Here is a 17050-nt window from a genome sequence, read left to right as displayed (position 1 = left end):
ACCACTCAAAACATGAGTAAACGTTATCTAGGTCATAACACCTTGGGATTCGCTAGTCCCCTGCCATGTTGCTACTTATTAAACAATCCGCAAGGATAGTGTATTTAGCATAACAAGCTCAGATAACAAGGTTGAAGCAAACATTACCCTGAAAAGGTGAAATTTAAATGTCTAATTTTGTTCTAGTTCTTGATACCAACAAAAAACCACTTACTCCAATTCATCCAGGAGATGCACGTTTTTTATTAAATCAACAAAAAGCTGCTGTATTTAGAAGATTTCCATTTACCATAATTTTGAAAGAACCTAAATCTGAAGTTCCAACTCAACCGATTGAATTAAAAATAGATCCAGGGAGTAAAACTACAGGTTTTGCGTTAGTTCAAAATAATAAAGTCATCTGGGGTATGGAATTACAACACAGAGGTTTAGCTATTAAAGAAAGCCTAGAAACTCGAAAAGGAGTAAGGCGAGGAAGACGTTCTAGACATACTCGTTATCGTCAAGCTAGATTTCTTAACCGCACTAAACCTCAAGGTTGGTTAGCACCTTCTTTAAGCCATAGAGTTTTAACTATTAACACTTGGGTTAAAAGATTATGTAATTTTGCCCCAATAACTGACATAGTTGAAGAGCTTGCTAGGTTTGACCTACAGCAGCTAGAAAACCCGGAGATATCAGGCTTTGAGTATCAACAGGGAGAGTTACAAGGGTATGAAGTCCGTGAATATCTTTTGAATAAATGGAATAGAAAATGTGCATACTGTACTGCGGAAAATGTCCCTTTACAAGTTGAGCATATTAAACCAAAAGCCAAAGGAGGAACTAATAGAATTTCTAATTTGTGTCTAGCTTGTGAGAAATGCAATATCAAAAAAGGTACTCAAGATATTGAGAAGTTTTTAGCAAAAAAGCCTGAGTTGTTGAAGCAAATTTTATCCCAAGCCAAGCGTCCACTAAAAGATGCGTCTGCTGTAAATTCAACGAGATGGGCTTTATTTAATAAGTTAAAAGAAACTGGATTACCTATAACAACAGGTTCAGGAGGTTTAACTAAGTTTAATAGAACTCGTTTAGGATTGCCTAAAACTCATTGGATTGATGCTGCTTGTGTAGGAAAAGTTGAAACTCTCAAAATACTGACAACAAAAATTTTAACAGTAAAAAGCACGGGGCATAGTTGCAGAAGATTCTGTAGGATCAATAAATTTGGTTTTCCTTGCACTGAGCCTAAAAAAATATTCACTCATGTTTCTACAGGAGATTTTGTTAAGGCTACTTTGCACAAAGATCGTAAAAACATAACTTCTGGAAAGTATGTAAGTCGTGTTAAAACTCCCACAAAAAACGGATGTGAGATTGTTATCAATGGTTTTAGAGTTGAATTTTCAACAATGAAAGATATTACTAAGGTTCATTGTAGTGACGGGTATAGCTACGTTTGACTACGGACAACTACAATTTTATGAGATTAAATGCAAAGACTGGATAAATAACCTTTACTGCCCTGTCCAAGATTTAGGTGGCAATTTCCAAATCACCGAAACCGAATTTTAAGCAGGAGAGAAAAATGTTTGATTTGTATGAACTAATCAGCAAAATTCGGAAACGTCCTGCCATGTATTTGGGACAAATTTCTATCTCCAACCTCCGCACTTTTTTAGCAGGTTATTGCTTTGCCCGTCGCCAGATGGGAATGCCTCAAACGCCACAAGAACAGCAATTTTCACAGTTTCAATCCTGGATTCAGGAGAAAATTAATCAAACTTCCAATCAAACCTGGGATCAAATTATTTTATCTTTCTCGCAGGATCAACAAACTGCTTTACAGACGTTTTTTAACCTGTTTGACGAATTTATCCAAACAGAAAATATCGATGAACTTAAATCGAATCAAACGAATAACCTGAAAGTAGCTTCAGGGACTCAAGAGGGAAAAAGATAGCGACAGCCAGATAATGAATTGTGCCACTACCTGACTGTTGCATAGCTGGTATTTCGTACTTTATACACAGCCAAATAGACTTGAGATTGACGCACAGTCGTTCAAATATCAGTGCGGAGATTTTGAGCGTAAATTACCTCAATATTGCTAGCAAAATCTAATTTGTCTAAAGATTCGGCAAAAAACACAAAACCTTTGTATGCTGTGACATACTTATAGATTTTGGTGAAATAGCCTTCACTCGTGAAAATTACCAGTGGCTGCTCCATTTTGGAGAGAATGCTCAAAAAATCTTCTAGCTTCACGCAAACACCAGTTCCCCGCTCAGTAAACATTCTCCCGCCAATGGCAGTATGTTGAGCAGCATCACCACGGTAATAGCTCATTTCGTACTAATTTTTACATATAATTTACAGCCGTATTTTAAACTTTTGACTTAGCTATGTGCTGTGATGGTTGTAACGGCTGGGATAAACTCCAATCTGGACGTAATTTAGCAGCTTGGCGTAAATAAATATGATGAATGGGTGTAGAGGCTGGGAGGTAAGCGTGAATGAGAAACCGGATGCATCGCGGTAAGCTACCTTCAACGTGCATTTGCTGTACATCCAACATAGCGACATTATCCCATCCAGAACGCGATCGCGCGATCGCCGCCGGAAAAATCGCATCCAAATCACGCGTCACCGAGAAAGTCACACTAATCATCTCCTCTGGCTGGAGTTGATTTCGTTGTTCTAATTCATCTATGAGTTCTGTAACCGCTTCTGTAATCGCTGCAATGGTGTTTTCAGAAACGGTTGTTGCTCCACGAATCGCCCGCATTTGCCACTCCACGCCAATATCCTCCTTAATTAGTCATGAGTTCATCAATTTTGGATTTACGATTTTGGATTTTGGATTTACTCCAACCTAAAGTGTATATCTCTGAGGATTTTAGATTGGCGTTAGCGAAGCGTACGCAGCGCAGCGAGTATTTTGGCTTAATTCCGCCCTAAAGAGGCGGAGCTTGTACCGAAAATTCCCAATCCAAAATTTAAAATCCAAAATCTAAAATTTTTCGGTCATGAGTCATTGGTCATTAATCAAAGACTATTGACCAATGACTGTGAATTATTTATGGTCGATATAACCACAGTGGCAGACCACTGGTAGACATTTCAAATTCCAACCAATTAATTCCCGCCCCCAGTCCTGATGAAACCTGACGGCTTCCGGGTAGAACGCGACTCAATAAAGGTTTTCGTTCTTCTAGGGTATAACAGGGTGCTTTGTCAGGATCAAGACCCACCATTTCTGCTGTCCAGCAACGTGCATCTTCTTCAGTTCCCAGGCGGTCCACAACGCCTAATTCTAAAGCTTGTTCTCCGGTAAAAATTCGACCATCAGCGAAAGTTTTGACAGTTTCTACTTCCAAAGAACGCGCCTCGGCGATGGTGTGGACAAACTGTTGATAACTGATGTCAATCAACTCTTGCAAAATGGTTTCTTCTGGTGCAGTCAGTTGGCGGTCAAAGGACAAAATGTCTTTGTAAGGGCCAGATTTGATCACTTTGAAAGAAACACCGACTTTTTCCAGCAAGCGTTCTAAGTTGTTACCTCGCAAAATTACGCCAATACTCCCCGTGATTGTACCAGGGTTAGCCATGATATGTTCGGCTCCCATGCCAATGTACACACCCCCAGAAGCGGAAATATTGCCAAAGCTGGCGACAATTTTGATTTTCTTGCGTAACCTCTTGAGGGCGCTGTAGATTTCTTGCGAATCTCCAACTGTACCTCCAGGACTATCGATGCGTAGGAGTAAAGCGGGAAACTTTTTCTCTTCTACGGTTTTTAGGGCTTCTAACACCCGTTTGCGAGTAGAACCAGCGATCGCACCAGTAATTTCAATTCGCGCAATTTGTTTCCGAAATTTGGACTTGAAAGGCCAGACCATGAGCAGTTAAAAAACCTCTGTAATACACTCAATATAAAATGCCCAGCGCTTAAACGACCGACTTTGCTCTGGGCAAAAAAATCAGTAGCCATGATGCTCTCGATAATCTTAATTAAATTTTTAGATTTTTTGCGTATATTTATTGAAATATAAAGTTTAAATTTTCATTAATAGTAATAAATGCTGCAATAGCATATTATTTTAGGATTTAGTAAGTATTGATAATTTAATTAATATTTATTAAAAAAACTTAGTTATATTAAGCCTATCAATACTAACGAAAATTTTGGTTACAGATGGCAGGCGGTTGATTTGTCAGTGAATACTCAAACAAGTGTTGAGATTATTTAAGAATCGATGCGTGAAATTTGATAACGGTAATAAGCATAAGTGTCAAATAGCGCCCCGACGAAACTACAAGTCAAACTAATGATTAGAAGTCCATTAAGGGGATGACCACTGCCAAAGATAGCGAGAAAATGCATGATCCGAGTGGCGCTAGCCTCAGTTGCTCCTTGTAAAGCCCGAAAGTGACCGATGAGGGGCAAAAGAAATAAGAGGCCGCCGACTAAGGACATGGGAGCGATAAAGCTAAAAAACATAGTCAGCAGTAGGGAGCGGAGAAAGTTGGTGAAAACAGACATTTACAGCAAGCTCCGTTGATAAAGTGAATAATCGCTGAAAACTCAGATGTCATCTTCCACAATACGTGCGATCGCTCCTGAACAGGAGATATGTCAAAAATCTTAAGTTTCCATTAAAAGAAACAGCCACCTGTCAAGCCAGATTATTTGAGCCTGAAAACAGCTAAAATTTTCTGAAACCCAGGCAAAACAAAGCTTTGAGTCCATAATATTTCGTAATAATGCGCGAAAAATAGGACTTACGCAACTTTACTTTCTGAGATGAGCTTTAAATTAAGTTAATGTTTCACCAAGTGGAGTGGAGTGTGGGGAGTGGGGGGAAAGAGGCAGGGGAGCAGGGAGCAGGGAGCAGGGGGGAGAAGACGGTAACTTCCTAATGACCAATGACCAATGACCAATGACTAATGACTAATGACCAATGATTAATGACCAAAAACAACCGACATCCGCTATTCTTAATGCAGTTACTGTGTTAGCTACAAAACATTGAGTGAGACTAAATCCAAATCCAGTTTAGGAGCATGGAGTCAGCGACTGCTGGCGGCGATTTTCCTGGGTGGACAAGTAATAGTTCACCTTTTGAGAGGAAAAATTAATTGGCGCAACACTGTAGAGCAAATGGCAGCTGTTGGTCCAGGTTCCCTATTTATTGCCCTATTAACAGCTGTGTTTGTGGGTGCAGTGTTTACAATTCAGGTAGCGCGGGAGTTTATTAACTTTGGCGCGGCTAATCTCGTTGGCGGAGTTCTGGCGGTAGCATTGACACGAGAACTATCACCAGTGCTAACCGCAGTGGTTTTGGCGGGAAGAGTCGGTTCTGCCTTTGCAGCCGAAATAGGTACTATGCGGGTAACTGAGCAAATTGATGCTCTATTTATCTTAAAAACTGATCCCATTGATTACCTGGTTATCCCTCGCCTGCTTGCTTGCTGCTTAATGCTGCCGATTTTAACGCTTCTGTCTTTGATAACAGGGATTTTAGGAGGATTAATTATAGCGACGAGTATATATGGTATTGCCGATACCGTATTTCTAGATTCAGCTCGTAACCTTGTCGGTATTTGGGATATTATCAGCGCCTTAATTAAAGCGTGTTGCTTTGGCTTGTTAATCGCCGTCATTGGTTGCAGTTGGGGTTTGACTACTAAAGGAGGAGCTAAAGGCGTGGGACAATCAACTACAACAGCTGTTGTGACTTCCTTGCTGATTATATTTACCAGCAACTTCTTTCTTTCATGGTTAATGTTTCAGGGAACGGGGGGCGCATTGCTACAAGGGTTTTAAAATTGGGGAGTGGGGAATGGGGAATGGGCAGTGGGGAGTGGGGAGTTTTCTACTCAGAACCCTTAACTCGTAAAATAGGATAGATGTCTAGTAAGAAAACAGGATTGAAAACTGTGACCAGTTCATTTGCACCTAATTCCACATCAAGTGTGGAACTCCAGCCTAGTTACAATATCCCTATAGTGCTTCTGATTGCTGCTATTCCCCTACTGCTAGTGCAGCTTTGGGTAGGATTAATCATCGGATTGTTGGGTTTATTTCTTTTAATTCAAACTCGGACAATACGGTTACACTTCACTGCTACAGACTTAGATATTTACCGAGGGGAAAAATTACTGCGGCGCTTTCCCTACCAGGAATGGCAAAACTGGCGGATATTCTGGAATAGAATTCCCATCCTGTTTTATTTTAAGGAAGTCAACAGCATTCACTTTTTACCAATTTTGTTTGACCCCAAAACCCTGAAATCTTGCCTGGAAGAACGTTGTCCACGTATCTAAGTGGCTTTTTAAGTTCTGTTAGCGTAGCTCGTGCTGAGTGGTTTTGAATTTAGACTATATTTTGTGAAAGTTATTTATTCGCATCATAGGAATTGCATTATTGTTTATGAATCCAGAGGAATCTCAAACCCCAGAACAGATTGATGAGTGGTTGGAACAAATAGAAGCAGAAAACCCAAAGCCAGAAAACTCATCTTTAGAGTCAGTCCTGGAAACAGAAGCGCCACCTTCATCACCTGATATACAACTAAATAACGCAAATCTTGAGCCAATCATATCTCATCCAGAAGTGGCAGATTCTGTAATTGAGTCCACAGAAGAGTCAATTGTTGAATTTGCAGCAGTCCAGTTAGAAGTAGAATCAGAGTCACCAGATAATTCACTATATGCCGAAGCTGAGGAAAGAGTTGCACAGTTGCAAAGCACAGAAGCAGCGCTGAAGGCAGAAATCGCCAATTTAGAACTGTCTTACAAAACGCTTCAGGAACAACTAAGTGAAACTCAAACCTCTCTGGGGCGACTTGTACAAGAGTCGCTGGTGCAGCTTGAACAACGCAAACAAGCATTGCAAATTTCTGTAGAACAGCTAGAACGCCGCCAAGAACGCATTCGGAATGAAATGCGAACCACTTTTGCGGGAACATCCCAAGATTTAGCTATTCGGGTGCAGGGCTTTAAAGACTATCTCACGGGTAGCTTACAAGATTTGGCTATGTCAGCAGAGCAATTGCAACTGATACCACCAGTGGTGGTAGAACGAGCCAAACCTGTTGTTCCAGAGGTGAAAGCAGCCCCAGAACAGCCGGGAACGCCGCAATTTGCCCAACAGCAGTTTCAAGATACGACAAGTAAAATTCGCCGTCTGATTGACCAATATCGCAGTAAACCTGATTATTATGGTCCACCTTGGCAACTGCGCCGGACTTTTGAACCTGTCCACGCTGAACGAGTTTCTGATTGGTTCTTCAGCCAAGGGGGACGGGGTGCTTCGCGGAGTATGGGTAGCCGCTTGCAAAATATTCTGATTGCTTCGGCTGTGGCTTCGATATTACACAGGTTATATGGCGATAGAATTCGTACTCTAGTTTTAGCTAATTCACCAGAACGTTTGGGTGAATGGCGGCGCGGTTTGCAAGACTGCTTAGGAATTGGTCGCCCAGATTTTGGCCCGGATAGAGGTGTGGCTTTGTTTGAAACGCCTGATGCTTTGGCTCAAAAAGCAGACCGACTGGTGAAGGCTAATCAATTACCTTTTATTATCATTGATGATTCTTTCGAGCAAATCAGTTTAGCAATGTTGCAATTTCCTTTATGGTTGGCTTTTGCTCCTGACCCTAAATCTGTGAGAAATTACAATGATGATTTTTAATTCCTCAATGTTCACTGTTAACTGTTAACTGTTCACTGATTGAATTATGGCTATTTGGCTCGGTTTATGTGGTGTGGCTTTGGTGGTAGCTTATCTGTTGGGTTCTTTTCCTACTGGCTACATTGCGGGGAAGCTGTTAAAGGGTATTGATATTCGAGAGGTTGGTTCGGGTTCAACTGGCGCAACTAATGTATTACGGACTTTGGGGAAAGGGCCAGGAGCTTTCGTTTTAGTGATTGATTGCTTGAAGGGTGTTTTTGCGATCGCACTTATTTACTGGTTATTCTCTTTTGCTCCTGCTCAAAATCTTATCCCCTCTACGGTAGATATTCCAATTTGGCAACCCTGGATGATTACTTTATCTGGGTTATTCGCTATCCTGGGACACAGTAAATCAATTTTTTTGGGCTTTTCTGGTGGTAAGTCTGTGGCTACCAGTTTAGGCATTTTATTGGCGATGAATTGGCAGGTGGGTGTGGCTACAGCCGTGGTTTTTGCTGTGTGTATCGCTATTTCTAGGATTGTATCATTGAGTTCGATTAGCGGTGCGATCGCTGTTCCAATTTTGATGGTAATTTTGCAGCAACCTTTACCTTATATTCTGTTTGGTGTTGCTGGGGGTTTGTATGTGATTTTACGCCATCGCACTAATATTGAGCGGCTGCTTGCTGGTATGGAACCGAAAATTGGTCAGAAGTTAGCTACGGACGAAGCTGTTGATGGCTGATTTTTGGAATATGGAGGAACGAACCGCCAAGAAGCCAAGTACGCCAAGGAAAGAGAGGAATATTGATTCAGTGCAAGTTTAGTTTACCTAGCCTCAAAAGTTCTCTCCAATTCTCCCCTCTCCTTAGTAAGGAGAGGGGCTGGGGGTGAGGTTCTACATCTATGAGATTCTTTTACCTAATGGTACTTCTCTATCTGGTTGAATCAAGACAACTTCGCCATTTTCTCCAACTACGCCTAAGACTAAAACTTCTGACATAAAATCAGCTATTTGACGCGGTGGAAAGTTAGTCACAGCTAAGATTAATCTATCTTTTAAATCTTCTAAATTATAAAGTTTAGTAATTTGAGCGCTAGATTTTTTCACGCCCAAATCACCAAAGTCTATCCACAGTTTATAAGCTGGTTTTCGTGCTTGGGGAAAATCTTTAACTTCGATTATTCTGCCTACACGAATCTCAACTTGCTCAAAGTCATCATAATTAATTTGTGTCATTTCCCGGTGAGTTTCACTAGACCAATACCACCAAAGTACAGTCCTAATACTGCGCCTGCTAAGAGACTTTGGGTGAGGGGGTCAGTGGAAGGGGTGAGGACAGCACCGAGAACTACTGCTCCCATAATCACAAAACGCCAGCCAGCAATCATCCTTTGAGAGGAGACAATTCCCAAATTACCTAGTAATAATTGGATAATCGGAATTTGAAATGCTAAACCCGTACTAAATAACAGTAGCAGCACAAATTCAAAGTATTTGTCAATTGACCAAAGTTGATCTACAACATCTTCACCGTAGCTAATGAAAAAATTCAAAGCTGCGGGGATAAGCAACAAGTAGGCAAATACTAAACCAGCTGCAAACAGCACACTGGAACCCAAAACTACAGGTCCGAGTAAACGGCGTTCCCGGCGAGTTAATCCGGGAAGAACGAACTGGATAATTTGGTAAAGAATGAAGGGACTAGAAAGCACCAAGCCACTGTAACCTGCAACTTTGATAGACACAAAGAAATATTCTCCGGGCGCAAGTTGCAGAAATTTGACTCCTTGGGCGGGGATTTCCAGTAACTTAACAATCGGCTTAACGGCAATAAAACAGCCAATTACACCAAAGACGACTGCAATCAGAGAATAAAAAATCCGTTGTCGTAACTCTTCGAGGTGGTCAAAAAGGGACATTTCCCCTTCATCTGGCAACTCATTGAGAGGATCAATTTCTGGGTTGCCGTATTCCTCTTGGTCAATATCAGGAGTAGTTACATCTTGTGAGGGTGTCATGAGTCAGCTCAATAGGCAACATTTGTTAACTATTGTATCCGGGGAAGCAGCGACCAAACTATATTTTTGGCCGCAGATGAATCTTTAGACTTTTTTTCCGACATTCTGAAAACTTAGGCAAAACCACTCAAACTCTCATAACTCCGTGTACTCTGTGTCCTCTGTGGTTCGTCTTTCTAATTACCTCTGGGGCAATTGTGGATGTGCTTCTGAGTATTTTCCTACCTTAGCCGACATCTCAGGATTGTAAAGTCGCAGATAATTCCAGTAATTCCCAAATACTTGTCGCACGTAATTTTTCGTTTCATTAAAGGGAATATCTTCCACAAAATCGTCTGGATCATTTTTACCAATAGTTCGCAGCCATTTGGCGACGTTGCCAGGGCCAGCATTATAACTGGCGATCGCCAGCATCGAGTCATTGTTATACTGCCGATGAGTAAAATCTAAATACCATGTCCCCAAATTAATATTTTCGTCGGGGTTTTCTAAATTAATAGTTTTGCTATCCAATTGAATTTGAGGCGCAATCCATTCACCTGTAGCGGGCATGACCTGCATTAAACCAGTCGCACCGGCAACGGATTTAATTTTTGACTCAAACATGGACTCTTGACGTATTAAGCCCGTAACTAGCAGAGGATTTAACTGCCGTTCAGCAGACCATTTTTTAATTTCCTGGCGATAGGGAAAAGGATAACGGGCTTGCCAATATTTTACCTGTTTGCTCAAAACTTGATACTCGGCTTGTTCCTCTGGTGTTTCTCTGTCTTCCAATCGAGAAATCAAGCTAATTGCTGAGAGATTTTTGCCCCTAACTAGCTGCATTAACCCTTCGGTAAATTGTTCGGCTACCGTGGGCTGGAGTTTAGTCAAAAATTCGGTTTCCCATTGCAACCAAGCATCATTATCTTCACCTAACAAATACAGTTCTTTGAAGGTGTCTGAACCTGCGGGAGGTACGGGACGTTGATTCGGAACTATTTCTGGTTGTAATTGCCGCACGTTATCAAAGTTGCCCACATTCAGCCCCAGGTAGACAGCCGATCGCCAAGCATAGTAAGAGTAAGGAAATTGACTCAATACATACTCATAAGCGGCTTTAGCTTCTTGTGGCTTTCCTAATCTTATTGCCCATTTACCTACCCAAAAGCCTGCTCTAGGAGCCAAAATACTATTAGGATTGTTTGTAGCAATTGGTTGCGCCCATTGCCAAGCCCCTGCGTAATTTTGCGCCTTGGCTTGCTCTTTGGCTTTCTCCCAGCGATACTCTGCGGCTTGATTAGAACTACCGTATTGGCTTAAGAGCAGTTCCCAAGCCTGTTGCGCCAAAATTTGCTCGTTGAGTTCTTGGTAAATTTTGGCTTTTTCTACAATTGCTCTACTGGCTTGTTCAGGAAAATTCGCAATTATTCTGTCCAGATATGGTATGGCCTCTTGACGGCTTCTCGCCAATTCTGACAAACGTAATAAAGCTAGTCCCGTTTCGCTGGCTTCAGGAAATTTTTGGACTAATTGATTGTAAGTAGCAATAGCTTTTTCCCGTTCTTTACCTCCTATCTGTATTCCTCTGGCGGCACGGTAAAGGTTGCGGGGTGTTGGGGGTGCTTTAAAATAGGCATCACCTGCTTTGGCAAATTGATTATTTTCCCAATAAGCTGTACCCACAATTTCCCATTCTTCGGCTTTGAGATTCGGCTGTTTCACGAGCTGATCTAACACGCCGACGATTCCGGCTTGATTGTAGGCATATTTTGCCAAAATTAACCGCAATTCTGGCTGATTGGGATTTTCTTGTAAACGCTTATAAATAATTTCCCAGGTGAGGGGATGAGAAGGAAATTGTGCGATCGCTGTATCATGATGCTCTGGTAGGGCGATCATATATAGAGCTTTAGCTTTTCCTGCTGCTTCGGGATACTCTCTGAGAACTCTTTGTCTCAAATCCGAAGCCTTACCGCCTTCACCCAGGATATCTTGTGCCTGTGCCTGTTTGAGTAAAATATAGGGGCCGAGACTGGGATAGCTTTTTTGTAGTCCTTCCAGAAAACCTAAAGCCTTTTCGGCTTCCCTAGTGTCAATTAAATCACTAGCTAATAAATAACGGGCGCGTTCCCTGTCTGGTGAACTGGAACCATTGGCGATCGCTTCTAATTTTTTCGCTCGTTCTTTTAGATACTGTGATATTAGTGGAAATACGGTTGACTGGGCTTGATTATCTGGAGAAATTTGCTCAACCTGATTTCCCCCCAGGTTTAACCTTTGTCCTAAGAATTTGCCGATCTCAGGTGCTGATACCATTGCGCCTGCTGAAAAGGCAAACAGTGCTGCAAAAGCAATGAAAGAGATGTGTTTTTTTTGTAGTTTCTTCAGCATGAATATTCGCTGAGAAGTTCCGCTAAATTGCTTGAAATTTTGGACTTACGCAAGAACTCTCTGAAACCTCTTGACTTCGTGTCCTTTGTGTCCTTTGCGGTTCGTTTTTTCATAATTTTGCGTAAGTCCTGGAAACTTTAGGATTCCAATTCGTGGGTGTAATCACTTTTTCCGTTTTGATCAGAATAAAAACCGTCGCCAGTAATGAATTCTACTGCACACCCTTGAGCCTGTGACATCTATCTTGAGTATATGATATGAAAGTTTTTAGCTATTTTAGCTGAAAGTCGTATACTTTGCACCCAGGACTTGTCCATTAAATATTTTACCAACTGGCTGGCAAGAATATAATTTATAGGATTTTTTTCTTTTGTAGAGACGCGATTCATTACGTCTACTATCTTATGAGGAACGAACCACGTTGGCGCTAGCGTCTCCCCTTGGGAGAAGGAAGAAGGGAGAAGGAAGAAGGATTTTCCTATCATTCCAATTTATTCCCCCCTGCACCCTGCACCCTGCCCCTCTGCCTTTTACCGTTTGGCTAATTCTGGGGTGCGTCCTTTTAAACCAATCATCAATTTGAGCGCAAACACTTTTAACATCGGTATGCGCCGCATCATCCCCAAACCGAGGCGACGAATTAATACCACTGGTAAAAAGTTATTAGAAAATACTCGATCTAACAAATCGGTGAAACCTAATATTGTCAGGTTTTCTAGCTTGCGCCAGCGTTCATAGCGTTTGAGGATTTTCACATTCCCAATATCTTCACCGGAATTATGTGCTGTTTGTAACACTTGCGCTAAAGCGGCTGCATCGCGAATTCCCAAATTTAAACCTTGTCCGCCGACGGGATGACAATTGTGTGCAGCGTCACCAATTAAGGCTAATCTGGGGAGTACATAGCGATCGCTTTGCATGAGTTGGACTGGAAAAATAAAGCGATCGCCTAGTAATTCTAACTTACCCATTTGATTACCATAGCGCCGGCCCAGTTCTGCCAAAAACTGCTCGTCATCTAAGGCGCACAAAGCCTTGGCTTCGGCGTGGGGGGCTGTCCAAACAATGCGGCAACGGTTCCCCGGCAGAGGTAAAATCGCAAAGGGTCCGCTCGTCCAAAATCTTTCGTAAGCAGTATTATTGTGTGGTTTTTCTGGCTTCACAAATGCTACAATACAAGACTGCCAATATTTCCAGCCATTCGTTTTAATTCCCGCAGCTTCCCGAATGCGCGATCGCGAACCATCAGCTGCTACAACTAATTTACTGCGGACTGTTTGAATATTATCAGCAATTTTAATATCTATAGCCACAATATCCTGCTGATATTCCGTTTTTACCACCTCAGCCGGACAGAGATAAGTTACATTGGGACAATTTTGGACAAACTCCTGCAAAGGCTGTAAAAGCGCTTGATGTTCCGCCACATAACCCAACTCTGGCGTACCTATATCGTCCGTAGCGAATTCCACCACATCAGGATAATCAGCATCAGAAAGGCGAACTTGGCAATACTTAGCGATTTGAGGCGATATTTCCTCCCAAATACCAATTCCCTGAAAAATGAGAGCCGAAAGCATATGAACTGCATAAGCTTGTCCCTTCGCAACTGCTGCTGAAGCGACCCTAGCCTCAATTAGTAAAACACTTAAACCAGAATCCTTCAAAGCCGAAGCCAAAGTTAAACCAATAATACCACCGCCGACAATGACCAAATCATAATCATATCCCCGATGATCTGGCGGTGTTTGTGCAAGGGAAAAATTTTGATGTAGCTGTGTGAGCGCCATTGTTAAGATAAATTAAGGCATCCTAACTCTTATTTTTACGCAAACTGCCAGAACCGCGCAAGCGATCGTGGCACTATTGAGAGCAAATTCAGTAAATAAAGGACTGACAAACAAAAAAACACTCAACCACCGAAGGCAAAAAACCTCTAAAACACTCATAACTCTGTGTCATCCCTCCGGGTTCGCCAGTTGCCTGCGGAGGGAAACCCTCCCGCAGCACTGGACTCACTGCGTCTCTGTGGTTAGTTTATTTCCTGAAATTGCTGTCATACAAAAAAACTTAAACTCCAGGAAAATTACAGATGAAATTAATTTCCGAACCATCGATTTCCGAGAAAATCCACAAAATGAAGCAAAGAGTGCGGTGGCTTCATCCGCAGATAGTTTCTCAGGGAATCGACCAAACCAGCATGGTAATTGATGATGGTAAAGAGGATAATCCTGAATTTTCCTTTATGGTAATTGGTGACACAGGAACAACATCGCTTTACGGATACCATCCCCAACGCAAAGTAGCAGAATTAATGCTTCCCCATAAAGAAGATTGCGGTTTTGTCTTACATACCGGCGACGTAATTTATGCAGTGGGTTCCCACGAGTATTATGATAAAAACTTTATTCAACCCTATCGGGAATTTCTCGTAGGCGGAGACCAACCCGAAAACATTGCCTATGACCGAATGTTATTCAATCTGCCATTTTTAGCAGTCCCAGGCAATCACGATTACTATGACGTGCCATTGATGTATCGTTTATTTACAGGAAGCACCCGGCCGTTGCGTCGTTTCCTGCGGTACAAAGACCTAGAAATTGGTTGGCATGGATCAAATAAAGGTGATGCTTATGCCAGAGCATTTCTTGATTACACAGCAGCGATCGCCTCCCCAAAAGAATTACAACGTCATTTAGATCAACATTACACTGCTATAATTGGCGGGGGGCGGTGTATGCGTTATCAACCTGGAAAATTCACCCGTTTACCCAACCGCTATTACACCTTTCGTTATGGCGGTATCGACTTTTTCGCCTTAGATTCCAACACCTTTAATAAACCATCCCCCTTACCAGAAACTCCAGAAGGGGAAATCAACCGCCGGGAATTGCAGCAACGTCGCCAAGTCATAGACCAAGAAGAAGAGCAGATTTTAGCAACCTGCGATCGACTCAACCCCGAAAAACCCGCCGAAGCGGAACAAATTGATTACCTCAATGCCAAATTAGAGCAAATCAACGAAATTAAAATTGACATTGAAAAACAACTAGCATCAAACGCCACAGATATTATCGATTTTGAGCAACTGAATTGGTTAAAAAACCGACTCATAGAATCTTGGAACAGTTCAGAAGTGCGGGGAAGAATCATCTTCTTTCACCATCCACCCTACGTTACAGAAGCCACAAAATGGAATCAAGCCCAAACCTTAGCAGTTCGTCATCGGCTACGCTGGGTATTTGAACAGGTAGCGAAAACCCTTGGTTCCCAAACAAAAGACCGTTCCATAGTCGATATAATCTTCAACGGACACGCCCACTGCTTAGAACATATTCGCACAGGCGACACAGGATACGCCGATTCTCATATTAATTGTATCATCTCTGGTGGCAGTGGTCATTATCCCCGCCGTCAACGTCGAGAAGGCAACGAATTAATAGAAATTTTTACAGAACTTCCTGGTCATCCCCAGCGAAAAGTAGCCGAGTCCTTACTATTTTTCGGTCGCAATGGAAAAAAACCCCACAAACATCTACCTTACTCCTGCGTAAAAATTGAAGTTAAAGCTGGTACTCCACCCAAATTCATTGTCACACCCCTAGTAGCCGATCGCGTAGGCGAAGAATGGCAAACCCCTCAAATTCAACCATTTGTGATTTAAACTCATAAAACCTCCGCGCACCTACCCTCCGGGAACGCCTAACGGCGAATGCGTTAACCTCAGCGTACCTTTGCGTTTAAAAAATGAAACTGATCACCATCCTCCTCCTACTGTTAAACTTCTTATTTACCCCCATCACCACAGCAAACGCCGCTACCCTCTCCGATAATACTTATCAACAGCGCACTCACCCCAGTTCAGACGGTATCGGAAAATACTACATGGGGAGAGAAATAGCCAAAGTCATGGGACACACAGGCGCAGGTTGGTTAGAAAGACCGAGGCGCGAAGTAAAAGAACAGCCCAGTAAAATAGTCAGTGCGCTGAACTTACAACCCGATAATGTAGTGGCCGATATTGGCGCAGGTACAGGATATCTCAGCTTTCGCATTGCACCATTATTAACAGATGGAAAGGTGTTAGCTGTAGATATTCAACCAGAAATGCTAGAGATTATTAACTTTTTCCAACAAGAGAAAAATATTAGCAACGTTGAACCAATTTTAGCAACTCTCACCAACCCCAACCTGCCAGATGCAAGTGTTGATTTAGCGCTAATGGTGGATGCTTACCACGAGTTAGAATATCCCCAAGAAGTGATGACAGGAATTGTCAAAGCCTTGAAACCAGGAGGTAAAGTAGTGCTGGTGGAATATCGGGGCGAAAATCCCTTGATTATGATTAAACGTTTGCACAAAATGACTCAAAAGCAAGTCCGTAAAGAAATGCAAGCTGTGGGTTTAGTTTGGCGAGAAACCAAAAACTTGTTACCTCAGCAGCACTTAATGATATTTGAAAAGCAAGCCTAAACCTTATGCAAAAAACACAGATAGCATTAAACGAAACCTGACTCAAAAAAGAAATGTCATCAGCTGTTCTACTTTGAATTTGCACATCAAGGGCGGGCAGTCCTTGCCCTCCCCCACAAGAGTTATATGATAGAATGTTCAGCTTATCCTATTCAGGTCGAATTAGGCTAACGTTTTTGGTTGCACTGTCCCAAACTATCCAGTTAGTAGAATTATCTACATCTTCTGCATTATTAGTAACTTTAAAATACACCTTTTCCTGTCCCTTGGGTTCAATGGCAAAGTCGGCATTTTGGGCATATACTACTTTAAACCCTTTATCCCGTAAACAATACATCGCCCAAGCTTTTAATGATTGCTTGTGTGGTTCATGGGGAATTGGTGGTTTGGTGATGGTGTCTTCTATGACTTCAAATATCTCCATTAGTTTCTAGTTGAAAGTTGATATTGATTGCACGCAGAGGCGCAGAGGCGCAGAGAGAAAATTTTTATAAAAAAACCTCTTCCCTCCTCGCT

The 17050-nt window shown here is 42.1% G+C and carries 17 protein-coding genes; 8 read left to right on the top strand and 9 right to left on the bottom strand.

The genetic code is table 11. The features are described 5' to 3' along the window. The first annotated feature begins 167 nt into the window (after window positions 1–167). Both iscB and NSP_RS22745 read left to right on the top strand, forming a co-directional pair. On the top strand, window positions 168–1445 hold the full coding sequence (gene iscB, locus NSP_RS22750; RefSeq protein WP_006194909.1) for an RNA-guided endonuclease IscB: 1278 nt from the start codon (window positions 168–170) through the stop codon (window positions 1443–1445). A gap of 125 nt (window positions 1446–1570) precedes the next feature. Further along, the gene (locus NSP_RS22745) at window positions 1571–1945 is read left to right on the top strand and encodes a hypothetical protein (protein WP_017804450.1); all 375 of its coding nucleotides are present in this window, start codon (window positions 1571–1573) and stop codon (window positions 1943–1945) included. Between the two features lie 101 nt (window positions 1946–2046). Here the strand turns inward: NSP_RS22745 and NSP_RS22740 are convergent, their stop codons facing one another. From NSP_RS22740 to NSP_RS22725, 4 genes are all read right to left on the bottom strand, one after another. Next, on the bottom strand, window positions 2047–2331 hold the full coding sequence (locus NSP_RS22740) for a hypothetical protein (protein ID WP_006195858.1): 285 nt from the start codon (window positions 2329–2331) through the stop codon (window positions 2047–2049). A gap of 37 nt (window positions 2332–2368) precedes the next feature. Further along, window positions 2369–2782 carry a chorismate mutase gene (gene aroH / locus NSP_RS22735; RefSeq protein WP_006195859.1) on the bottom strand — a complete coding sequence of 138 codons (414 nt, stop codon included), beginning with the start codon at window positions 2780–2782 and terminating at the stop codon, window positions 2369–2371. Between the two features lie 280 nt (window positions 2783–3062). Further along, window positions 3063–3884, bottom strand: coding sequence for a signal peptide peptidase SppA (gene sppA / locus NSP_RS22730; protein ID WP_006195860.1), 822 nt, complete (start codon window positions 3882–3884; stop codon window positions 3063–3065). A 347-nt stretch (window positions 3885–4231) separates the two neighbouring features. Beyond that, on the bottom strand, window positions 4232–4528 hold the full coding sequence (locus NSP_RS22725; protein WP_017804449.1) for a hypothetical protein: 297 nt from the start codon (window positions 4526–4528) through the stop codon (window positions 4232–4234). A gap of 486 nt (window positions 4529–5014) precedes the next feature. On the opposite strand from NSP_RS22725, the gene NSP_RS22720 reads away from it, so the two are divergent. The 4 genes from NSP_RS22720 (at window position 5015) to plsY (ending at window position 8408) form a co-directional block, all read left to right on the top strand. Beyond that, complete coding sequence (locus NSP_RS22720) at window positions 5015–5812, top strand: MlaE family lipid ABC transporter permease subunit (RefSeq protein ID WP_006195862.1); 798 nt, start codon at window positions 5015–5017, stop codon at window positions 5810–5812. Window positions 5813–5895: 83 nt separating this feature from the next. Beyond that, the gene (locus NSP_RS22715) at window positions 5896–6312 is read left to right on the top strand and encodes a DUF3119 family protein (protein WP_006195863.1); all 417 of its coding nucleotides are present in this window, start codon (window positions 5896–5898) and stop codon (window positions 6310–6312) included. A gap of 106 nt (window positions 6313–6418) precedes the next feature. Then, window positions 6419–7681 carry a DUF3086 domain-containing protein gene (locus NSP_RS22710; protein ID WP_006195864.1) on the top strand — a complete coding sequence of 421 codons (1263 nt, stop codon included), beginning with the start codon at window positions 6419–6421 and terminating at the stop codon, window positions 7679–7681. Between the two features lie 46 nt (window positions 7682–7727). Further along, the gene (gene plsY / locus NSP_RS22705) at window positions 7728–8408 is read left to right on the top strand and encodes a glycerol-3-phosphate 1-O-acyltransferase PlsY (RefSeq protein ID WP_006195866.1); all 681 of its coding nucleotides are present in this window, start codon (window positions 7728–7730) and stop codon (window positions 8406–8408) included. 159 nt (window positions 8409–8567) lie between these two features. On the opposite strand, the gene NSP_RS22700 is transcribed toward plsY, so the two are convergent. The 4 genes from NSP_RS22700 to NSP_RS22675 all read right to left on the bottom strand — a co-directional run bounded on the left by NSP_RS22700 (window position 8568) and on the right by NSP_RS22675 (window position 13851). Next, the gene (locus NSP_RS22700) at window positions 8568–8903 is read right to left on the bottom strand and encodes a tRNA-binding protein (protein WP_006195868.1); all 336 of its coding nucleotides are present in this window, start codon (window positions 8901–8903) and stop codon (window positions 8568–8570) included. After that, entirely contained in the window at window positions 8900–9685 is a 786-nt protein-coding gene (gene tatC / locus NSP_RS22695) for a twin-arginine translocase subunit TatC (protein WP_006195871.1), read from the bottom strand. Before tatC ends, NSP_RS22700 begins: the two co-directional genes overlap by 4 nt. A 180-nt stretch (window positions 9686–9865) precedes the next feature. Continuing rightward, window positions 9866–12061, bottom strand: a complete 2196-nt coding sequence (locus NSP_RS22690) for a lytic transglycosylase domain-containing protein (RefSeq protein WP_006195872.1) — start codon at window positions 12059–12061, stop codon at window positions 9866–9868. Between the two features lie 530 nt (window positions 12062–12591). Continuing rightward, window positions 12592–13851, bottom strand: coding sequence for an FAD-dependent hydroxylase (locus tag NSP_RS22675; RefSeq protein ID WP_006195876.1), 1260 nt, complete (start codon window positions 13849–13851; stop codon window positions 12592–12594). Between the two features lie 302 nt (window positions 13852–14153). On the opposite strand from NSP_RS22675, the gene NSP_RS22670 reads away from it, so the two are divergent. Together NSP_RS22670 and NSP_RS22665 are read left to right on the top strand one after the other, a co-directional pair. Beyond that, window positions 14154–15725 carry a metallophosphoesterase family protein gene (locus tag NSP_RS22670; protein WP_006195877.1) on the top strand — a complete coding sequence of 524 codons (1572 nt, stop codon included), beginning with the start codon at window positions 14154–14156 and terminating at the stop codon, window positions 15723–15725. A gap of 83 nt (window positions 15726–15808) precedes the next feature. Beyond that, a complete protein-coding gene (locus tag NSP_RS22665; RefSeq protein WP_006195878.1) occupies window positions 15809–16534 on the top strand; it encodes a class I SAM-dependent methyltransferase in 726 nt (241 codons plus the stop codon). A gap of 148 nt (window positions 16535–16682) precedes the next feature. Here NSP_RS22665 and NSP_RS22660 read toward each other — a convergent pair whose 3' ends face one another. Beyond that, window positions 16683–16958: a hypothetical protein gene (locus NSP_RS22660; protein WP_006195880.1), complete on the bottom strand. Its 276-nt coding sequence runs from the start codon at window positions 16956–16958 to the stop codon at window positions 16683–16685. Window positions 16959–17050 lie beyond the last annotated feature (92 nt).

It is taken from the genome of Nodularia spumigena CCY9414, from assembly GCF_000340565.2.
GTDB lineage: Bacteria > Cyanobacteriota > Cyanobacteriia > Cyanobacteriales > Nostocaceae > Nodularia > Nodularia spumigena.
The sequence above is the reverse complement of the archived record's forward strand: the minus strand, read 5'-3'. Positions and strand labels throughout refer to the sequence as shown.

What these genes read in the sequence shown, in the direction of transcription:
- plsY (WP_006195866.1), top strand. Translation starts at nt 7,728, where the DNA reads ATGGCTATTTGGCTCGGTTTATGTGGTGTGGCTTTGGTGGTAGCTTAT.
- NSP_RS22745 (WP_017804450.1), top strand. Translation starts at nt 1,571, where the DNA reads ATGTTTGATTTGTATGAACTAATCAGCAAAATTCGGAAACGTCCTGCC.
- tatC (WP_006195871.1), bottom strand. Translation starts at nt 9,685, where the DNA reads ATGACACCCTCACAAGATGTAACTACTCCTGATATTGACCAAGAGGAA.
- NSP_RS22690 (WP_006195872.1), bottom strand. Translation starts at nt 12,061, where the DNA reads ATGCTGAAGAAACTACAAAAAAAACACATCTCTTTCATTGCTTTTGCA.
- NSP_RS22740 (WP_006195858.1), bottom strand. Translation starts at nt 2,331, where the DNA reads ATGAGCTATTACCGTGGTGATGCTGCTCAACATACTGCCATTGGCGGG.
- NSP_RS22710 (WP_006195864.1), top strand. Translation starts at nt 6,419, where the DNA reads ATGAATCCAGAGGAATCTCAAACCCCAGAACAGATTGATGAGTGGTTG.
- iscB (WP_006194909.1), top strand. Translation starts at nt 168, where the DNA reads ATGTCTAATTTTGTTCTAGTTCTTGATACCAACAAAAAACCACTTACT.
- NSP_RS22665 (WP_006195878.1), top strand. Translation starts at nt 15,809, where the DNA reads ATGAAACTGATCACCATCCTCCTCCTACTGTTAAACTTCTTATTTACC.
- NSP_RS22670 (WP_006195877.1), top strand. Translation starts at nt 14,154, where the DNA reads ATGAAATTAATTTCCGAACCATCGATTTCCGAGAAAATCCACAAAATG.
- NSP_RS22715 (WP_006195863.1), top strand. Translation starts at nt 5,896, where the DNA reads ATGTCTAGTAAGAAAACAGGATTGAAAACTGTGACCAGTTCATTTGCA.
- NSP_RS22700 (WP_006195868.1), bottom strand. Translation starts at nt 8,903, where the DNA reads ATGACACAAATTAATTATGATGACTTTGAGCAAGTTGAGATTCGTGTA.
- sppA (WP_006195860.1), bottom strand. Translation starts at nt 3,884, where the DNA reads ATGGTCTGGCCTTTCAAGTCCAAATTTCGGAAACAAATTGCGCGAATT.
- NSP_RS22660 (WP_006195880.1), bottom strand. Translation starts at nt 16,958, where the DNA reads ATGGAGATATTTGAAGTCATAGAAGACACCATCACCAAACCACCAATT.
- NSP_RS22675 (WP_006195876.1), bottom strand. Translation starts at nt 13,851, where the DNA reads ATGGCGCTCACACAGCTACATCAAAATTTTTCCCTTGCACAAACACCG.
- NSP_RS22725 (WP_017804449.1), bottom strand. Translation starts at nt 4,528, where the DNA reads ATGTCTGTTTTCACCAACTTTCTCCGCTCCCTACTGCTGACTATGTTT.